The organism is Polaribacter vadi (assembly GCF_001761365.1).
GTDB classification, from domain to species: Bacteria; Bacteroidota; Bacteroidia; order Flavobacteriales; family Flavobacteriaceae; genus Polaribacter; species Polaribacter vadi.
In genome coordinates, this window is the sequence record NZ_CP017477.1 from 1,034,906 (window position 1) to 1,053,891 (window position 18,986).

Consider the following 18,986-nt stretch of genomic DNA (forward strand, 5'->3'; position numbering starts at 1 on the left):
ACTTTATGAACTTATTTGCATTTGTTTAAATGCGAGTGCAAATGTAATATTAGAATTACAATTTAGCAAGATGTTTTTAACTTTTTTCTGTATTTTTTTTATTCTGGATATTCTACTCGTAAATGATAGATATTCATCAATTTTTTTTTGATGACTTTTTTGATCACTTTTATCTCTCTAAATGTAATATCTGAGTTTAAAAATTGATTATCTGCCATTTGTTTATCAATAATTTTATCAATTAAATTACTGATAGACTGCGCTGTAGGATTTTTAATACTTTTTGAGGCAGCTTCAGCAGCATCACACATCATTAAAATAGCGGTTTCTTTAGAGAATGGAATCGGGCCTTTATATTGAAAGTTTTTAATATCAATTTTTGTATCTGGATTTAATTCTTGCTCCTTTTTATAAAAATAGTAAGTAGAACTTGTTCCATGATGTGTTCTTATAAAATCTATAATTCTATCTGGTAAATTATATTTCTTGGCTAATTCTACTCCTTTTATAACATGATCTGTTATGATTTTAGAACTATCTCTAGGTGATAAATCGTTATGAGGATTTACGCCTGTAGATTGATTTTCTATAAAATACATAGGATTAAGCATCTTTCCAATATCATGATATAACGCACCTGTTCTTACTAACATGGAGTTTGCTCCTATTTCATTGGCTGCAGCTTCTGCTAAATTTGCTACTTGCATAGAGTGCTGAAAAGTTCCTGGGGCTTTTTCATTTAATTCTCTTAACAGTTTTGCATTTGTGTTTGATAATTCTAAAAGTGTAACATCAGAAACCAACCCAAAAACTTTTTCATACATATAAATTAAAATAATCGACAAAAAGGATAATAAACCATTCATGGCAAATAGAATAAAATAATCCCAATTAATTTGTGATGCATTGCCTTCTTTTATAATTGAAAAAGCAAAATAAGTAATCATATAAATACCTGTAATCTGCGCAACAGATATAAATAAATTAGCTCTTTTATACAACTCAGAGACTGTAAGTATGGTAACAATACCTGCAATAATATGGAGATAAATAAATTCAAAACTATTAGGAACAATATATCCTAAAAGCAGTACTGTTAAAACATGAGTAAACAAACCCAATCTAGCATCAAAAAATGCTTTTATAATTATTGGTAATATACTTAAGGGAACCACATACAAATAGTCTGCGTTATATTTGATAACCAATGTTTGAATAAAAATGATGGCAAATACATTAAAAAATATAAAAGTTACTTTGTTATTGTTTTCAAAAATTTCTATTCTATATTTATGCAGAAATAATAATAGCATCAATAATGCAAGTGACACTAAAATTGTGTATCCAAACACAATCCAGTTATAATTAGAATCTGTCCAAACTTTTGATGCTGACTCACTTTTTAACGAATTTAGAATAGCGAGTTTTTTACCTTCTACAATCCCCCCTTTTAAAATTATTAATTCGCCTTCTGTAACTTTACCTTTGGTGTATGAAATTTTACCAATTTCGTTTTCTATTACTTTATTCGTATATATTTCATCGAAAGTAACGTTTGGTTTTACAATACCTGCTAATATATTTAAGAGCGATTTTTGTCCGTAATTATAAGGTTCTTTTCCTAAGTTAATTTTAATGATTTTTAATACATCTTTAGAAGTCAATAAGTTTTTAAATGAAACATCCTCTACTTCATTATCTTTTTTTAAAGCTATAATTTGATTATTATCAGCAACTACATTTTCACTTGCTACTTCTAAAAACCCTGAATTATAAATTTTATTAATAATACTTTCACCAATTACTTCAAGGCGATTTATTTCAGTAATGGATAATGAATCCTCTACTTTTAAAATTCCTATTCTGTTTTTAAAAGTTTCATTTACTTTAGATACAACATCTGTTTTGTAGTTAAAATAAAGTTTGGAATTCGCTTTAATCTCTTTCTTTTCTAATGAAATTTCTTCATCCGTTTTTTGAATCGCAAAATCGAATGTTGCATACAAATTATCATATTTCCAAAGTTGCCCGTTGTTAAAATCATATTTAAACTGCCCTCCTTTTGGAAATAAATACACAATAGCAACCGTAGTAATTAAAAACAAAATTACCTTGTAGATAATCGTATTGTTTCTATATATTTTATTTACAAATTCACTCATAAAAATTTTGTTATTTACACAAACTTAGTGCAAATATACGAACGCAAAAAATTACACCTGTATTTAAGATTTCTTTTTGATTTAAAATGGTTAATTTAGCACCAGAATTAAAAACGAAATAACACTTAAATATCACGCATGAAAGACGTAGTAATTGTATCTGTAGCAAGAACTCCTATTGGAAGTTTTATGGGTAGTTTATCATCAATACCTGCAACAATTTTAGGAGCAACTGCCATAAAAGGAGCATTAAGTAAAATAAATTTAGATCCAAATTTAGTTCAAGAAGTTTTTATGGGGAATGTAGTTTCTGCTGGTTTAGGACAAGCACCTGCAAGACAAGCTGCAATTCATGCTGGTATTCCAAATACTGTTCCTTGTACAACTGTAAACAAAGTATGTGCTTCTGGTATGAAATCGATTATGCTAGCTGCCCAAACCATTGCTTTAGGTGATGCTGATATTGTTATTGCTGGTGGTATGGAAAACATGAGCTCTATTCCTCATTATCAACATGCAAGAAATGGATCGAAATTTGGACCAATTACGATGGAAGATGGGTTGCAAAGAGATGGTTTGGTAGATGCCTATGAGAATGTTGCAATGGGTGTTTGTGCAGATGAATGTGCTACTGAATACGGTTTTTCTAGAGAAGATCAAGATGCATTTGCTATACAATCTTATGAACGTTCTGCAAAAGCTTGGAGCGAAGGTAAATTTGCTGATGAAATTGTACCAGTTTCAATACCACAAAGACGTGGAGAAGATATTGTTTTTTCTGAAGACGAAGAGTTTAAGAATGTAAAAATGGATAAAATTCCTGCTTTAAGAGCGGCTTTTACAAAAGATGGAACAGTTACTGCTGCAAACGCATCTACTATTAATGATGGTGGAGCTGCTTTAGTTTTAATGTCTGCTGAGAAAGCAAAAGAATTAAATATTACACCACTTGCAAAAATACTAAGTTATGCAGATGCTGCTCACGAACCAAAATGGTTTACAACTGCGCCTGCAAAAGCATTACCAAAAGCGTTGGCAAAAGCAAATATATCTATTAATGATGTAGATTATTTTGAATTAAATGAAGCTTTTTCTATTGTTGGTTTGGCAAACATGAAACTTTTAAATATTACTGATAAAAATACAAATGTAAATGGTGGTGCTGTTTCTTTAGGACATCCTTTAGGCGTTTCTGGAGCTAGAGTTGTTATTGCATTAACATCTATTTTAAAACAAAATAATGCAAAAATTGGAGCTGCTGCTATCTGTAATGGTGGTGGTGGTGCTAGTGCATTAATTATTGAAAGAATTTAATTTTATACAATTTGTACGGAATTTGTAATTTAAGTATTGTTCCTTTAAGAGCAGCACCTTCAGACTCATCAGAAATGGTGAGTCAAATTTTATTTGGAGAGTTTTTTACAATTCTTGAACAACAAAAATATTGGAGTAAAATTCGATTGGCTTCCGATGATTTTGAGGGCTTTATAGATCATAAACAATTTGAAAAAATTTCTGAAGATTTATATCAAAAATTAGTATTAGATGCTCCTGTTTATAGTGGCGAGTTCGTCGATTTCATAACAGATGCTACAAATAATCTATTAACAATTCCTATAGGATCGAGATTGCCTTTTTTTGCTGATCATCATTTTTTTATCAATTCTAAAAAATATAATTACCAAGGTAAAGTATTTTCTAATAAAATGGCTAAAAGTGAAATAATTCGAAACGCTTTTACTTTTTTAAACGCTCCTTTTTTATGGGGAGGCAAAACTCCTTTTGGTATAGATTGTTCTGGTTTTACTCAAATGGTTTATAAAATTTGTGGTTATAAATTATTAAGAGATGCAAAACAGCAAGCAAAACAAGGAGAGGTTTTAAGTTTTATTGAAGAGAGTGAACCTGGAGATTTAGCTTTTTTTGATAATGATGAAGGAGAAATAATTCACGTTGGTATTATTTTAAAAGATTATCATATTATTCATGCACATGGTAAAGTAAGAATTGACACTTTAGATCATAGTGGTATTTTTAACCACGATTTGCAAACGCACACTCATAAATTAAGAGTTATTAAAAAAATTATATAAAAAAACCGAAATCGTAAGATTTCGGTTTTTATTTTTTATCAATTAGAAAGATTACATACCTCTCATTTTTTTATAGATAGGTCTTAAAGTCTCAGCTTTTTTATTCCCTGTAAGGTCATAAATATTTAAAAGAGATTTTACAGTATCTTCAGTTCTACCAAGTTCATCTGCTTTCTCTAAATAAGGAAGTGCTTTATTATACAACGCTTTTTGTTTTAGCTCTAATTCATCATATTTTTTAAAGTTAGATAAATTTTTATTCATTTCCTCTACAATAGCTTGTTCTCCAGATAAAATCGCTACAGATATATTCATATAAGCATCAGCATATTCTGGATCTAACTCAATAGCTCTTTTATAGTATTCAATAGCTTCTTCAGATTTTCCTTGGTTATGATTTACAACACCTAGATTAAAAAATAGAGTAGGGTTTTCAGGATCTAATTGTACAGCTTCTTCCATTAATTCTTGAAATTTATCCATCTTCTCTAACTTGATGTACAATTGAGCTTCGTTTAATAAAAGATTTAAATCTTTAGGCTCATTCTTTCTTGCTTCTTTAATAGCAACAACTGCTTCATCCGTTTTACCTTGCGCAATTAGAATAAAACTAAGATTCTTTATAATATCTGCTTGTTTAGACTCAGTATTTTCGTCTGTTGGTGTACTGTATTGACCAGTTTTCACCATTAAATCTCTTTGACTTTTTCCTCCTAAATTTTCTTTAACTCCAGTTTCTTTGTTCACTGCAAAATATTGCGTGGTAACACCTGTATACCCAATATCTTGTAATTCTTTATAATACTCAAAAGAAGTATCATAATCTTTCTGTAAAGAAGCACTCACAGCAGCATTGTATAAAAAAATGGTGTCAGTAGGACTTAACTTATATGTTAAATAGAAATTTTTAGTAGCAGTAACATAATCTTTATCATCATTATAAGCATTAATTGCCTTATTTGAAACAAACTGAATTAATTCATTTAACTTTGGTTTCGCTTCATTTGTATATTTCGATTTTCCACTTTCTTTTTCTATTTCAAACAATTTATCATAAGCTTCAACAGCTTTTTCTACGTTCGATTTTCCATAAGCAGAACCTTTTAAGTAATAATACCAAGCTTCATATTTTTGTTCTATGGCACTTTCATTACCTTCTAAAGCTGCAATTCCTTCTTGTGCAGTTTTAAAGTCGCTTTTATCGATAGCTTTATCGATAGTTCTTAATTCTTTTTTTTGCGCAAACATTCCAATTGACATCAATCCTAATGAAATTGCTATAATCTGTTTTTTCATTTTAATATGTGTTTAATTTATAATTACTCTTTATTATCTTCTGTATCATTTTCAATATCCGTGCCATTTTCTGTTTGTTCTTCAGAATTAGTATCAATAGCCTCTAAGTTTTCATCCTCTGCTTCTACCTCTTCATCTTCATGCATCACTTTAGCTACAGCAGCAATACTGTCATCTTCTTTGATCTTAATTAAACGAACACCTTGTGTTGCACGCCCCATAACACGTAAATCTTCTACAGCCATTCTAATGGTTAAGCCAGATTTATTAATAATCATTAAATCATTAGAATCATCAACATTTTTAATCGCTACTAAATTACCTGTTTTTTCAGAAATGTTAAGCGTTTTAACACCTTTACCTCCTCTATTGGTAATTCTATAATCCTCTAGTTTAGAACGTTTTCCATATCCTTTTTCAGAAACCACTAAAATATTGCTTTCCATATCGTTTACAGCAACCATACCAATTACTTCATCATTTTCATGTTGTAAAGTTATTCCACGAACTCCAGAAGCTGTTCTTCCCATTGGTCTTGTTTTTGCTTCTTCAAAACGAATCGATTTCCCAGATGCTAAAGCCAACATTACTTGACTATCTCCTGTTGTTAATTTTGCTGATAATAATTCATCACCTTCTTTGATAGTGATTGCATTAATACCATTTGTTCTTGGACGCGAATATTGCTCTAAAGAAGTCTTTTTAACTTGACCTTTTTTGGTAGCCATAATTACATAATGACTATTAATGTATTCTTCGTCTTTTAAATCTTGTGTTACTAAAAATGCTTTTACAGAATCATCAGGTTCTATATTGATTAAGTTCTGCATTGCTCTACCTTTGGTGTTTTTACCACCTTCAGGAATTTCATACACACGCATCCAGAATACTTTTCCTTTTTGTGTAAAGAACATCATATATTGATGATTTGTACCAACAAATAAATGCTCTAAGAAATCTTCATTTCTTGTAGTTGCTCCTTTTTGACCTCTACCTCCTCTATTTTGAACTTTATATTCATCTAAATTTGTACGTTTTAAATATCCAGCATTAGAGATTGTTACCACAACTTTTGTGTCAGGAATCATATCTTCAATACGCATATCACCTCCAGCATATTCTATAATAGATCTACGCTCATCACCATACTTATCTTTAATATGTAATAATTCTTCTTTGATAATTTCATAACGTCTTGATTCGTTCGCTAAAATATCTTTCAAATCCGTAATTGTTAACATAATTTCGTCAAACTCTGCACGTAATTTGTCTTGCTCTAAACCTGTTAGTTGACGCAAACGCATTTCTACAATTGCCTTTGCTTGAATTTCAGTCAACTCAAAACGTTCAATTAAACTTTCTCTAGCCTCATCTGCATTACCAGAAGCTCTAATTATTTTTATAACTTCATCAATATTATCTGAAGCAATAATTAATCCTTCTAAAATATGCGCTCTAGCTTCTGCTTTCTTTAATAAAAATTCTGTTCTACGAACAATAACTTCATGTCTGTGTTCAACAAAATAATGTATTAATTGTTTTAGATTTAATTGTTCTGGTCTTCCTTTTACTAAGGCAATATTATTTACACTAAAAGAAGTTTGTAGTTGAGTGTATTTAAATAATTTGTTTAATACGATATTAGGAATTGCATCACGCTTTAAAATATAGACAATTCGCATTCCATTTCTATCAGACTCATCACGAATATTGGCAATACCAGAAAGTTTTTTCTCGTTTACCAAATCAGCAGTTTTCTTGATCATGTCTGCTTTATTCACTTGGTAAGGAATTTCAGTTACAATAATGCACTCACGTCCTTTTATCTCTTCAATAATAGCTTTTGCACGCATAACAATACGTCCACGACCTGTATGAAAAGCCTCTCTAACACCATCATAACCATAAATTATTCCACCTGTTGGAAAATCTGGTGCAGTTATATGTTGCATTAACTCATCAATCTCAATATCGTTATTATCAATATAAGCAATGGTTCCGTTAATAACTTCTGTTAAGTTATGAGGTGCCATATTTGTAGCCATACCAACAGCAATTCCTGAAGCTCCATTTACCAATAGATTAGGAATCTTAGTTGGTAAAACAGTAGGTTCTTGCAAAGTATCATCGAAATTTAAACGATGATCTACAGTATCTTTTTCAATATCAGCCAACATATCTTCTGATATTTTTTGCATTCTAACCTCTGTATAACGCATTGCTGCAGGCGAATCTCCATCTACAGAACCAAAGTTTCCTTGGCCATCAACCATCATGTAACGTACACTCCAACTCTGTGCCATACGCACCATAGAATCGTACACAGAAGTATCTCCATGAGGATGATACTTTCCTAAAACTTCCCCAACAATTCTTGCAGACTTCTTGTAAGACCCTGTTGCTTTAATTCCTAACTCGTGCATACCATACAAAACTCTTCTATGAACTGGTTTTAAACCATCTCTAACATCTGGCAATGCTCTTGAAACTATTACTGACATTGAATAATCAATGTATGCAGATTTCATCTGCTCTTCAATATTAATTGGAATTAATTTTTCCCCTTCTGACATATATAATTCTTATTAGTATTTATCCAAATTTTTAAAACAAGGCAAGATACTATTTCTTACAGTATCTACAAAGGTTTTATCGACTGTAAAACATCATAGTTATCAACATTTTTTGATAATTTTTAACAGTCTTTTATTTGTTTCATTTGTAATAGTTTTATACCTTTAATTTATTAGTCAGTTTGTCAGTTTTTTATATTGGCATCTTTTTTGTAATTATGTAAAAAAGAAAGAGACTAATTTTACCTCAAGACAAAAGAAATATGGACGATAATTTTTCACCAAAAGTAAGAGATGTAATCACCTTCAGTAAAGAAGAAGCCTTAAGATTAGGGCATGAATTTATTGGAACAGAACATCTTTTATTAGGTTTAATAAGAAAAGGGGATGGAAAAGCAATTGAGATATTAACAGCATTTGATGTTGATTTAATTTTGCTGCGTAAAAAGTTAGAGCAACTAAACCCATCTAACCCAACATTTATAGAAAACACAGACAAACCTAGTTTACGCTTAACAAGGCAAGCTGAAAAAGCTCTAAAAACTACTTTTTTAGAAGCTAAATTATATCAAAGTGAAGCTATTGATACAGCTCATTTACTACTTTGTATTTTAAGAAATGAAAACGACCCAACTACAAAGTTGATTCAGAAATATCATGTAAATTATGATGAAGCAAAAGCTTTATACAAACAATTACATGTAGATGATGTTGATGATGCTATTTTACCAACAAACCCAATTGCAGAAACGCCTTCTGATGATAGTTATCCGTCAGAAAAATCAAATCCTTTTGAACAACAAAAAGGAAAAACCATCAAAAAATCGAAAACACCTGTTTTAGATAATTTTGGTAGAGATTTAACAGATTTAGCAGAAAAAGGAAAACTAGATCCTGTTGTGGGTCGTCAAAAAGAAATTGAGCGTGTTTCGCAAATTTTAAGTCGAAGAAAAAAGAACAATCCAATGTTAATTGGAGAACCTGGAGTTGGTAAATCTGCCATTGCTGAAGGTTTAGCGTTGCGAATTGTAGATAGAAAAGTATCTAGAATTTTGTTTGATAAACGTATTGTTTCTTTAGATTTAGCAAGTTTGGTTGCTGGTACAAAATATAGAGGTCAGTTTGAAGAACGCATGAAAGCCTTAATGAACGAGCTTGAAAAGAATGATGATATTATTCTTTTTATTGATGAAATTCATACCATAGTTGGTGCTGGAGGAGCCACTGGTTCTTTGGATGCTTCTAACATGTTAAAACCTGCTTTGGCAAGAGGCGAAATACAATGTATTGGTGCTACAACTTTAGATGAATTTAGAACAAATATCGAAAAAGATGGTGCTTTAGAACGTCGTTTTCAAAAGGTAATTGTAGAACCAACTTCTGTAGAAGAAACTATTCAGATTTTACAAAATATTAAAAATAAATATGAGGAACATCATCATGTAAATTATACAGATGATGCTATTGAAGCGTGTGTAAAATTAACGAACAGATATATGACTGATCGTTATTTACCAGACAAAGCCATTGATGCTTTAGATGAAGCTGGTTCTCGAATTCATATCACAAATATTATTGTTCCTAAACAAGTTTTGGAATTAGAATCTCAATTAGAAATAATTCGCGATTTAAAAACAAAAGCCGTTAATGGACAAAAATATGAGGAAGCTGCCAAGTTAAGAGACGATGAAAAGAACATGGAAGCTGCTTTAAATTCTGCTCAAAAACAATGGGAAGATGACTCTAAATTAAACAGAGAAATTGTTACTGAAGATAATGTTGCAGAAGTAGTTTCTATGATGACAGGAATTCCTGTTAACAGAGTTGCAGAAGCAGAAAGCCACAGATTGCATGAATTACCTGCCATGATTAAAGGTAAAGTAGTTGGGCAAGATGAAGCTGTTACCAAAGTTGTAAAAGCGATTCAAAGAAATAGAGTTGGTCTAAAAGACCCTAACAAACCAATTGGTTCTTTTATTTTCTTAGGACAAACTGGTGTTGGTAAAACGCAATTAGCAAAAGTTTTAGCACGTGAATTATTTGATTCTGACGATTCTTTAATTAGAATTGATATGAGTGAATATATGGAGAAATTTGCAATTTCTCGTTTAATTGGTGCACCTCCAGGATATGTAGGTTATGAAGAAGGTGGACAATTAACAGAAAAAGTTCGTAGAAAACCGTATTCTGTAATCTTGTTAGATGAAATTGAAAAAGCGCATCCAGATGTATTTAATATGTTATTACAAATTTTAGATGATGGACATATTACTGATAGTCTAGGACGTAAAATCGATTTTAGAAATACCATTATTATCATGACTTCTAACATTGGAGCTCGTCAATTAAAAGATTTTGGTGGTGGAGTTGGTTTTGGAACTTCCTCTAAAGCTGCACAAGCAGATGAATATGCAAAAGGAATTATTGAAGGAGCTTTAAAGAAATCTTTTGCACCAGAATTCTTAAACAGAATTGATGATGTTATTGTTTTTAATGCTTTAGAAAGAGAAGATATTCATTCTATTATTGATATTGAATTAGACAAACTTTTAAACAGAATATTAGATTTAGGCTATACTTTAAACTTAAGTGAAAAAGCAAAAGATTATATTGCAGATAAAGGTTTCGATAAAAAATATGGTGCAAGACCATTAAAAAGAGCCATTCAGAAATATATTGAAGATGCTTTAGCTGAAGAAATTGTAAACTCCAACCTTACTGAAGGAGATGTGATTGCAATGGATTTAGACGAAGATAAGAATGAGCTTACCATAAATATTGTAAAAGGTGAAAAGAAGAAAGAAACTAGAACAGAAAGTAATTCTAAATAGTATTTCTTTTTTAATTGATATAAAAACTCGCATTTATTGCGAGTTTTTTGTTTTGGTTTAGTTTGATAGTTTATTAAAAATAGTAATCTTAGATAGTAAACAAAAAAACGCTTGGAAAATCCAAGCGTTTTATAATTTATATGAATTGTTAATCTAAAAATCAGCGTTTACATCCCAAGCTTCTAGAATATCTTTTAAAGTTTTAATAAACATTCCACCTAAAGCACCATTTACAACTCTATGATCATAAGAATGAGAAACAAACATTTTTTGTCTGATTCCAATAAAATCTCCTTCTGGAGTTTCAATAACTGCTGGTACTTTTCTAATAGCTCCTAAAGCTAAAATAGCAACTTGCGGTTGGTTAATTATTGGTGTTCCCATTACAGAACCAAAACTACCAACATTCGTAACTGTATAAGTTCCACCTTGAATTTCATCTGGTTTTAAAGCGTTATTTCTTGCTCTATTTGCCAAATCGTTCACAGCTTTTGTCATCCCTACTAAATTCAACTGGTCTGCATTTTTAATTACAGGCACAATTAAATTTCCATCAGGTAAAGCAGCAGCCATTCCTAAATTTATATTTTTCTTTTTAATGATGCTATCGCCATTTAAAGCAATATTTATCATTGGATATTTTTTTATGGTTGCAGCAATTGCATGCATCAAAATTGGCGTAAAAGTTAGTTTTTCTCCTTCTCTTTTTAAGAAAGCATCTTTTACTTTACCTCTCCATTTTACAATATTGGACACATCAATTTCAATAAACGATTGTACATGAGCAGAAGTCTGAACAGAATCTACCATGTGTTTTGCAATCAATTTACCCATTCTGCTCATTTCAATGATTTCATCACCTCCATTAACAGAAACAGGACTTACTTTTGAAACCGTTTTTTCAGCAACTTTTTCAGTTGATTTTGGAGTTTCAACCTTAGCTGAAGTTTCTTTTTGAGTTCCTGTACCTTTATTTTTTAAGTACAATAAAATATCGTCTTTTGTTACTCTATTATCTTTTCCTGTTCCAGAAATTGTTTCTAATTCGTCCATAGAAACTCCTTCTTTTTGAGCAATATTTCTTACTAAAGGCGAATAAAATTTACCAGAATCGGAGTTTTTAGCAATTGGAGTTTCTACAACTTCAGCAGCTTTTTCGATTGTCTTCTCTACTTCCTTAACTTCTTTTAAAGTTTCCTCACCCTTTTTTGGAGCAGCATTTTCTATATTAGAATCTCCTCCATCAGTTTCTATCAAAGCAATTGTTTCACCAACAGCAACAACTTCATCTTTTTGAAAACGAATTTCAATCAACTTCCCTTCTACTTCACTTGGCACTTCAGAATCTACTTTATCAGTTGCAATTTCTACAACAGCTTCATCCAATTCAATAGTATCACCAACCTCTTTTAACCAAGAAGTGATTGTTGCTTCTGCAACACTTTCGCCCATTTTAGGGAGTTTTAATTCAAAAATTGCCATTTTATCTGTTTTAAGAGATTGTAAAAGTACAAAAAAGGGATGATTTTACATTTAAATATATCATAAAAAAAAGCAGTTTGAAAATTAATATTTTTAAACTATTCTTATTTTTAAATTAAAAAAAATGTTTATTTTGTTTTATTTGATATATAAACTGCACTTATTTTACGAAATTCACATCAATATTTTTAAAACCTAAGAATCAATTTTTAAAATGTAATCTACTAAAAAACAAAAAACTTAAGGTTTCTATAAAGCAATATTGTAACATTAAACCCAATCTTTAGGATTTTCTAAAACTGCCAAAAGTTTAGCTTCTTCTGAGTTTTCTTCTGGTTGATGATTGTATTTCCATTGCACAACTGGTGGCAAACTCATTAAAATACTTTCAATTCTACCATTGGTTTTTAGGCCAAAAAGTGTTCCTCTATCGTGCACTAAATTAAACTCTACATACCTTCCTCTTCTTACTTCTTGCCAATCTTTATGTTCTTTTGTAAACTTTAATTGTTTTCTTTTTTCAACAATTGGCACATAGCTTTCTAAAAAACTATTCCCAACTTCTGTCACAAAATTGAATCGATCTTCAATTGAAAATTCTTCGTTTTCTTTTAAATAATCAAAAAACAAACCTCCAATTCCTCTTGCTTCGTTTCTGTGTGCATTCCAAAAATATTCGTCACATGTTTTTTTAAACTTCGGATAAAATTCTTGATGATGTTGATCACAAGCGGATTTACAAACCGTGTGAAAATGAGTTGCATCTTCATCAAACAAATAATAAGGTGTTAAATCTTGACCTCCACCAAACCATTGAGTTACAATATTTCCATCAGCATCGTACATTTCGAAATAGCGCCAATTTGCGTGTACTGTAGGTATAAACGGATTAATAGGATGCAAAACCAAACTTAACCCACAAGCAAAGAAATTACCTTCTTTTACTTTAAATTGATTTCTTAAAGCTTCAGGTAATTCACCATGAACTGCAGAAATATTTACACCTCCTTTTTCGAAGATTGCACCATTTTCTATCACTCTAGTTCTTCCTCCTCCACCTTCTTTTCTTTCCCAAAGATCTTCCTCAAAGGTAGCTTTTCCATCTACTTTTTCTAAAGTTGATGTAATTGTATCTTGTAAGTTTTCTATGTATTTGTAAAATTTATTTTTCATAAACGATTTCGTGTTTGTTGTGCATCAATTTAACCGTTTTTTTAGATGCTGCTGTTACAGAAAGTGGTAAAACAATAATAATTCCAATAACAGGAATTAATAAAAAAAGCATAAATACAATTCCGTTTCCGATTGCAAAACCTTTATTTTTTCTAACAAAATTGATGCTTTCTTTATAGTTTAAATGACGTTCTAAAGTATAATCCATATTTCCAAAACCTGCATAATATGCTTGAACTATAAATAATAAAATAGTTGAAAATATATTTACAATTGGAATAAATTTTAATAGTAAGATTGGAAATGTAAATAAAAGTTCGCGAATTAGATTTCTAACATTAATTCTGATTCCTCTTATTAATTGTTCTGTATTGCTTGTTTTTCTGTGTAAATGTTTTGTTTCTCCATAATAATGATGTTCAATTTTTTCTGAAACAGGACTCATAAATGGCGCAGAAAAAGCCATGATAATATGCTTGTATAAAATTAAGCCAATAACCAAAACAATAATTCCGCCAACAAAATTACTAATGGCAGTAAAACCTTCTTTTCCCCAATCCCAAATCCATAATTTAGCAATTACGCCACCAACATTATCATATAAAACGTACACTTCTACTCCAATTAAAACCGCTGTTAGAATGCTTATTAGAATAGGAACTATAAAATACTTCCAGAGTTTTAATTCAGAAATTAATGCAAAAGCACCTGTATATTCTTTAATTCCTAAAACAATGTTTTTTATCATTTTCAGCTGATTTTTCTTTTCTAAAAATAATTTATTTTTCTAAATAAACTAATTGGTTCTCTAAATTTTTAAATTCTGATGTATGTTTTACTTGAACTGCATTAGTAAATTCATTTTTTAAAGAAATTACAATCGTTTCTGTTGATTTTTCTTTTAAATCCAAAAACTTATTTCTACCAAATTGGTTATTGTGTAAATCCATAAGTCTTGCCATTTCTTTATTGGGCGAAAATTCTTCATGCCAATCTGTAATTATTTTTGTCCAATTTAAAACAGCTTCTACATCTGAACTAAATTTAGCACTTTCTTTTGCAATTAATATATTCCATAAAGCGTGACGAAATGCGTTTGCTTTATTATCTTGATCATGAATACCTGGAAATTCTTTTTGCGCAATTCTAATTGTAAAATATGTTGCTTTTGCAGTCGCAAACATAAATAACGGATGTTGTAGAAACCATAGAAACAGAATCCACAGTTGTTTAAAATTTAAGCTTTTTATAATATTCCAAAATGACATTTATAGTTTTTTTTGCTTTTAAGAAATTCTGAATTTGTTCTAAATTCTATTGACTGGCAAAAGTTTGCGTTAGCGATTGAAATGGCATCCTTTTGCCTTTTTTAGGCAAAAGATACAATAGAAAGCGCGACCTTTTTAGGGAACGCCAAAAATATTATAATTATTGAAACCTGCAAGATTATTGAAACCTTGCAAGATTTTTGTGTTATTTTAAGATGGACTCTTATACTCTTTTACAGCATCTATAAACGCTTTTGCATTGTCTAGAGGAATATTTGGCAAAATTCCATGTCCTAGATTTACAATATATTTATCTTTTCCAAATTCATTAATCATTTGCGTTACCATTTTTTTGATTTCTGATGGTGGAGAAAACAATCTTGTAGGATCGAAATTACCTTGCAAAGTAATATTACCTCCAGACAAATAACGTGCGTTTCTTGCAGAACACGTCCAATCTACACCCAAAGCAGAAGCTCCTGATTTAGCCATTTCGTTTAATGCAAACCAACAACCTTTTCCGAATGCAATTACAGGAATACTGTCTTTTAAAGCATCGATAATTTGCTGCATATATTGCCAAGAAAATTCTTGATAATCTACAGGAGATAACATGCCTCCCCAAGAATCAAACACCTGAACAGCATCTACTCCAGCTGCTACTTTTGCTTTTAAATACGCAATTGTTGTATCTGTAATTTTTTGCAATAAAGAATGTGCAACTACAGGATTTGTAAAACACAATTCTTTAGCTTTATCGAAGTTTTTAGAACCTTGACCTTGCACACAATAACATAAAATTGTCCAAGGTGAACCTGCAAAACCTATTAAAGGAACTTCATCATTTAGTTTTTCTTTGGTCGCTTTTATAGCATCCATTACATAGCCTAATGTATCTTGAATATCTGGAACAATTACTGAATCTAAATCTTTTTGTGTACGAATTGGGTTTGGTAAATAAGGTCCAAAATTTGGTTTCATTTCCACATGAATATTCATGGCTTGTGGAATTACCAAAATATCTGAAAACAGAATTGCAGCATCCATACCATATCTTCTAATTGGCTGAACCGTAATTTCTGAAGCTAATTCTGGAGTTTGGCAACGTGTAAAAAAATCGTATTTCTTTTTGATTTCTTGAAATTCTGGCAAATATCTACCTGCTTGTCTCATCATCCAAACTGGTGGTCTGTCTACAGTTTCTCCTTTTAAAGCTCTTAAAAATAAATCGTTTTTTATCATGAATAAATAATTGTAATAATTTGTAAAATAAACCCTAACGTAAATAATATCGCAGCCGTTTTTAATAATGAGAATCGAAAATTTTGATTAATAATTAATTTATTAAGCAAAGGAACAGATATTTTCTCATCCAGTATTTTTTGTATTTTTTTAGAGAGAATAAGAATTAATATAAGTATTAAAACTAAAGGAATTAAAATTTTTAAATTAAATTCATCTAATGTTTTAGGAGTTATAACTCCTATAATAGCGCCTAAAATAAACATTAAAATGGTGGGAATTGTTTTAATTCCTTTTCTAATAATAGCTTCTGCTTTTTGCAACCATTCACTCCCTAAAACCTCTGGTGCTGCAAACCAAAATGAAATAAATTGTAATGAAATTGAAACAATACTAGCTATTTTTATCCAGTCCATTTTTTACATTTTAGAAACTTTTTCCATTGCTTTATCAACTGCTTCTGCTATTATTTTAATATCCTTATCTGATAAAGCTGATGATAAAAACCAAGCTTCAAACTGACTTGGAGGTAAAAACACACCATTTTTAATCATTTCCCAAAAGAAAACCGCAAACTTTTTTGTGTCAGACAATTGTGCCTCCACAAAATTAGTCACTTCACTATTTACAAAGAAAGGATTCAACATAGAACCAAATCGATTTACAGTTAAGGCTACATTGTATTTTTTAGCAGTTTCTAATAAAATCACTTCTATAATAGAACCAATTTCCTCAAACTTTTTATACGGATCTTGTTTTTTTAATTCTGTTAATGTAGCAATTCCACCTGCCATTGCAATTGGATTTCCACTTAACGTTCCTGCTTGATACATGCCTCCTAAAGGTGCAACTTCTTGCATTATTTCTTCTCTTGCTCCATAAGCTCCAACAGGAAAACCTCCACCAATAACTTTACCTAAGCATGTAATATCTGCTTCTACACCTAATAATTCTTGTGCTCCACCAAATTTAGAACGGAAACCTGTCATTACTTCATCAGCAATTAATAGCGCTCCTTGTGTTTCTAAATATGCTTTTAACTCTACTAAGAAATTATTTTCAGGAATAACAACTCCCATATTTCCTGCAATTGGCTCAATAATTACTCCAGCAATATCTTTATGCTTTTTAAAATGTGCTTTTACACTGTCTAAATCATTATAATTTGCAATTAAAGTATTTTTTACAGCTCCTTCTGGAACACCTTTACTTCCTGGCATACTTAACGTTGCTAAACCAGAACCTGCTGCTACTAACAATGAATCTTGATGACCATGATAACAGCCAGAAAATTTGATTATTTTATCTTTTCCTGTAAATGCTCTTGCCAAACGAACTGCGCTTAAAACAGCTTCTGTTCCTGAATTTACAAAACGAACTTTATCCATTCCTGGAAAAGCATCACAAACAATTTTTGCTAATTTTATTTCAGCTTCTGTAGATGCTCCAAAAGAATAGCCCTTTTTTAAGGCTTTATCTACACCTTTTTGTACTTTTTTATGACGATGACCTAAAATCATTGGGCCATAAGAAAGTACTAAATCTACATATTCATTTCCATCTACATCTGTAATTTTAGTTCCTTTTGCTTTTTTGATAAACAACGGATTTCCACCAACTGAAGAAAAGGCTCTTACTGGAGAATTTACTGCTCCAACCAAGTTTTTTAATCCTTTTTCGTATAACTTTTGTGATTTTTTGAATTTCATTTCTATAAGCTTTTTGTCAGTTCGAGCGCAGTCGAGAACTATTAAGACCTCTCGACTGCGCTCGAGGAGACATTTATAATTTTATTTCTTTAACAAAACCTTTGCTGCTTCCTTTGCAAAATAAGTGATAATAATATCTGCTCCTGCTCTTTTCATTGAGAGTAAACTTTCCATCATTACTTTTTCGCCATCAATCCAACCTTTTTCTGCAGCTGCTTTTACCATTGCATATTCTCCACTTACATTATAGCAAGCAATTGGTCTATCAAAATTATTTTTTAAATCTCTAATGATATCCAAGTATGATAATGCTGGTTTCACCATTAAAATATCTGCTCCTTCTTGATCATCAAAAGTTGCTTCACGCATTCCTTCATCTCTGTTTGATGGATCCATTTGATACGTTCTTCTATCGCCAAATGTTGGTGCAGAATCTGCTGCATCTCTAAATGGTCCATAAAATGCGGATGCATATTTTACAGAATATGCCATAATTGGCAAGTTAACAAAACCTGTATTGTCTAAAGATTGACGAATCATATCAATCGTTCCATCCATCATTCCTGAAGGTGCAACCATATCGACTCCAGCTTTTGCGTGAGAAATTACTTGTTTTGCAATATTTACTAAAGTAGCATCATTATCAACATCATTATCATGTATAATTCCACAATGTCCATGAGAAGTATATTCGCAAAAACAAACATCAGTAATTACATATAAACTTGGGTAATTTTTCTTGATAAAACGAATTGCTTGTTGCATAATTCCATCATCATTCCAAGTTTCTGTTCCTTCTTCATCTTTAGTAGATGGTATTCCAAACAACAAAACTGCTGGAATCTTTAAAGCTACAACCTCATCTAATTCTTTCGAAATTCTATCCAAAGAAAAACGTTTAATTCCTGGCATCGAAACAATTTCTGTTTCTATATTTTCGCCTTCTTCAATAAATAATGGATATACAAAATCATCAACAGAAAGTCTTGTTTCTTTAACAAGTCTTCTAATTCCTTCGTGTTTTCTAAGTCTTCTTGTTCTAAACATTTCCTAAAACTTATTGTCTGTTCGAGCGCAGTCGAGAACTAAATTAACCTCTCGAGAACTGCGTTCGTACTTTCAATCAAAAAATATTTTGATTTCAGTAATGCTCGAGG

14 protein-coding genes are annotated in these 18,986 nt (G+C 30.8%); 3 read left to right on the forward strand and 11 right to left on the reverse strand.

From position 1 onward, the window contains the following. Window positions 1-98: 98 nt before the first annotated feature. The gene (locus LPB03_RS04640; RefSeq protein ID WP_065319047.1) at window positions 99-2,162 is read right to left on the reverse strand and encodes an HD family phosphohydrolase; all 2,064 of its coding nucleotides are present in this window, start codon (window positions 2,160-2,162) and stop codon (window positions 99-101) included. 138 nt (window positions 2,163-2,300) lie between these two features. Between LPB03_RS04640 and LPB03_RS04645 the strand changes: the two genes are divergently transcribed. Beyond that, the gene (locus LPB03_RS04645) at window positions 2,301-3,476 is read left to right on the forward strand and encodes an acetyl-CoA C-acyltransferase (protein ID WP_065319046.1); all 1,176 of its coding nucleotides are present in this window, start codon (window positions 2,301-2,303) and stop codon (window positions 3,474-3,476) included. Between the two features lie 11 nt (window positions 3,477-3,487). Beyond that, window positions 3,488-4,255: a C40 family peptidase gene (locus LPB03_RS04650; protein WP_065319045.1), complete on the forward strand. Its 768-nt coding sequence runs from the start codon at window positions 3,488-3,490 to the stop codon at window positions 4,253-4,255. Between the two features lie 51 nt (window positions 4,256-4,306). Here the strand turns inward: LPB03_RS04650 and LPB03_RS04655 are convergent, their stop codons facing one another. Continuing rightward, window positions 4,307-5,551: a tetratricopeptide repeat protein gene (locus LPB03_RS04655; protein ID WP_065319044.1), complete on the reverse strand. Its 1,245-nt coding sequence runs from the start codon at window positions 5,549-5,551 to the stop codon at window positions 4,307-4,309. Between the two features lie 23 nt (window positions 5,552-5,574). After that, complete coding sequence (gyrA, locus tag LPB03_RS04660; protein WP_065319043.1) at window positions 5,575-8,124, reverse strand: DNA gyrase subunit A; 2,550 nt, start codon at window positions 8,122-8,124, stop codon at window positions 5,575-5,577. Between the two features lie 263 nt (window positions 8,125-8,387). Between gyrA and LPB03_RS04665 the strand changes: the two genes are divergently transcribed. Beyond that, window positions 8,388-10,955, forward strand: a complete 2,568-nt coding sequence (locus tag LPB03_RS04665) for an ATP-dependent Clp protease ATP-binding subunit (RefSeq protein ID WP_065319042.1) — start codon at window positions 8,388-8,390, stop codon at window positions 10,953-10,955. A gap of 153 nt (window positions 10,956-11,108) precedes the next feature. On the opposite strand, the gene LPB03_RS04670 is transcribed toward LPB03_RS04665, so the two are convergent. The 8 genes from LPB03_RS04670 to hemB form a co-directional block, all read right to left on the reverse strand. Then, on the reverse strand, window positions 11,109-12,437 hold the full coding sequence (locus LPB03_RS04670) for a dihydrolipoamide acetyltransferase family protein (RefSeq protein ID WP_065319041.1): 1,329 nt from the start codon (window positions 12,435-12,437) through the stop codon (window positions 11,109-11,111). Between the two features lie 270 nt (window positions 12,438-12,707). Then, on the reverse strand, window positions 12,708-13,610 hold the full coding sequence (gene hemF / locus LPB03_RS04675; protein WP_065319040.1) for an oxygen-dependent coproporphyrinogen oxidase: 903 nt from the start codon (window positions 13,608-13,610) through the stop codon (window positions 12,708-12,710). Continuing rightward, window positions 13,600-14,358: an EI24 domain-containing protein gene (locus LPB03_RS04680; RefSeq protein WP_065319039.1), complete on the reverse strand. Its 759-nt coding sequence runs from the start codon at window positions 14,356-14,358 to the stop codon at window positions 13,600-13,602. Before LPB03_RS04680 ends, hemF begins: the two co-directional genes overlap by 11 nt. 31 nt (window positions 14,359-14,389) lie before the next feature. Beyond that, a complete protein-coding gene (locus tag LPB03_RS04685) occupies window positions 14,390-14,878 on the reverse strand; it encodes a DUF6973 domain-containing protein (RefSeq protein WP_065319038.1) in 489 nt (162 codons plus the stop codon). Between the two features lie 210 nt (window positions 14,879-15,088). Further along, window positions 15,089-16,120 (reverse strand): uroporphyrinogen decarboxylase, encoded by a 1,032-nt coding sequence (gene hemE, locus LPB03_RS04690; RefSeq protein WP_065319037.1) that lies wholly within the window; start codon window positions 16,118-16,120, stop codon window positions 15,089-15,091. Then, window positions 16,117-16,536, reverse strand: a complete 420-nt coding sequence (locus tag LPB03_RS04695) for a hypothetical protein (protein ID WP_065319036.1) — start codon at window positions 16,534-16,536, stop codon at window positions 16,117-16,119. The genes hemE and LPB03_RS04695 overlap by 4 nt, the downstream gene beginning before the upstream one ends. Before the next feature lie 3 nt (window positions 16,537-16,539). Next, window positions 16,540-17,829, reverse strand: a complete 1,290-nt coding sequence (hemL, locus tag LPB03_RS04700; protein WP_065319035.1) for a glutamate-1-semialdehyde 2,1-aminomutase — start codon at window positions 17,827-17,829, stop codon at window positions 16,540-16,542. Between the two features lie 81 nt (window positions 17,830-17,910). Further along, entirely contained in the window at window positions 17,911-18,876 is a 966-nt protein-coding gene (gene hemB / locus LPB03_RS04705; protein ID WP_065319034.1) for a porphobilinogen synthase, read from the reverse strand. Between the last annotated feature and the right edge of the window lie 110 nt (window positions 18,877-18,986).

Coding starts and splice junctions, on each gene's coding strand:
- LPB03_RS04655 (WP_065319044.1), bottom strand. CDS start 5,551: ATGAAAAAACAGATTATAGCAATTTCATTAGGATTGATGTCAATTGGA.
- LPB03_RS04680 (WP_065319039.1), bottom strand. CDS start 14,358: ATGATAAAAAACATTGTTTTAGGAATTAAAGAATATACAGGTGCTTTT.
- LPB03_RS04685 (WP_065319038.1), bottom strand. CDS start 14,878: ATGTCATTTTGGAATATTATAAAAAGCTTAAATTTTAAACAACTGTGG.
- LPB03_RS04670 (WP_065319041.1), bottom strand. CDS start 12,437: ATGGCAATTTTTGAATTAAAACTCCCTAAAATGGGCGAAAGTGTTGCA.
- hemB (WP_065319034.1), bottom strand. CDS start 18,876: ATGTTTAGAACAAGAAGACTTAGAAAACACGAAGGAATTAGAAGACTT.
- LPB03_RS04665 (WP_065319042.1), top strand. CDS start 8,388: ATGGACGATAATTTTTCACCAAAAGTAAGAGATGTAATCACCTTCAGT.
- LPB03_RS04645 (WP_065319046.1), top strand. CDS start 2,301: ATGAAAGACGTAGTAATTGTATCTGTAGCAAGAACTCCTATTGGAAGT.
- hemF (WP_065319040.1), bottom strand. CDS start 13,610: ATGAAAAATAAATTTTACAAATACATAGAAAACTTACAAGATACAATT.
- hemE (WP_065319037.1), bottom strand. CDS start 16,120: ATGATAAAAAACGATTTATTTTTAAGAGCTTTAAAAGGAGAAACTGTA.
- gyrA (WP_065319043.1), bottom strand. CDS start 8,124: ATGTCAGAAGGGGAAAAATTAATTCCAATTAATATTGAAGAGCAGATG.
- hemL (WP_065319035.1), bottom strand. CDS start 17,829: ATGAAATTCAAAAAATCACAAAAGTTATACGAAAAAGGATTAAAAAAC.
- LPB03_RS04695 (WP_065319036.1), bottom strand. CDS start 16,536: ATGGACTGGATAAAAATAGCTAGTATTGTTTCAATTTCATTACAATTT.
- LPB03_RS04640 (WP_065319047.1), bottom strand. CDS start 2,162: ATGAGTGAATTTGTAAATAAAATATATAGAAACAATACGATTATCTAC.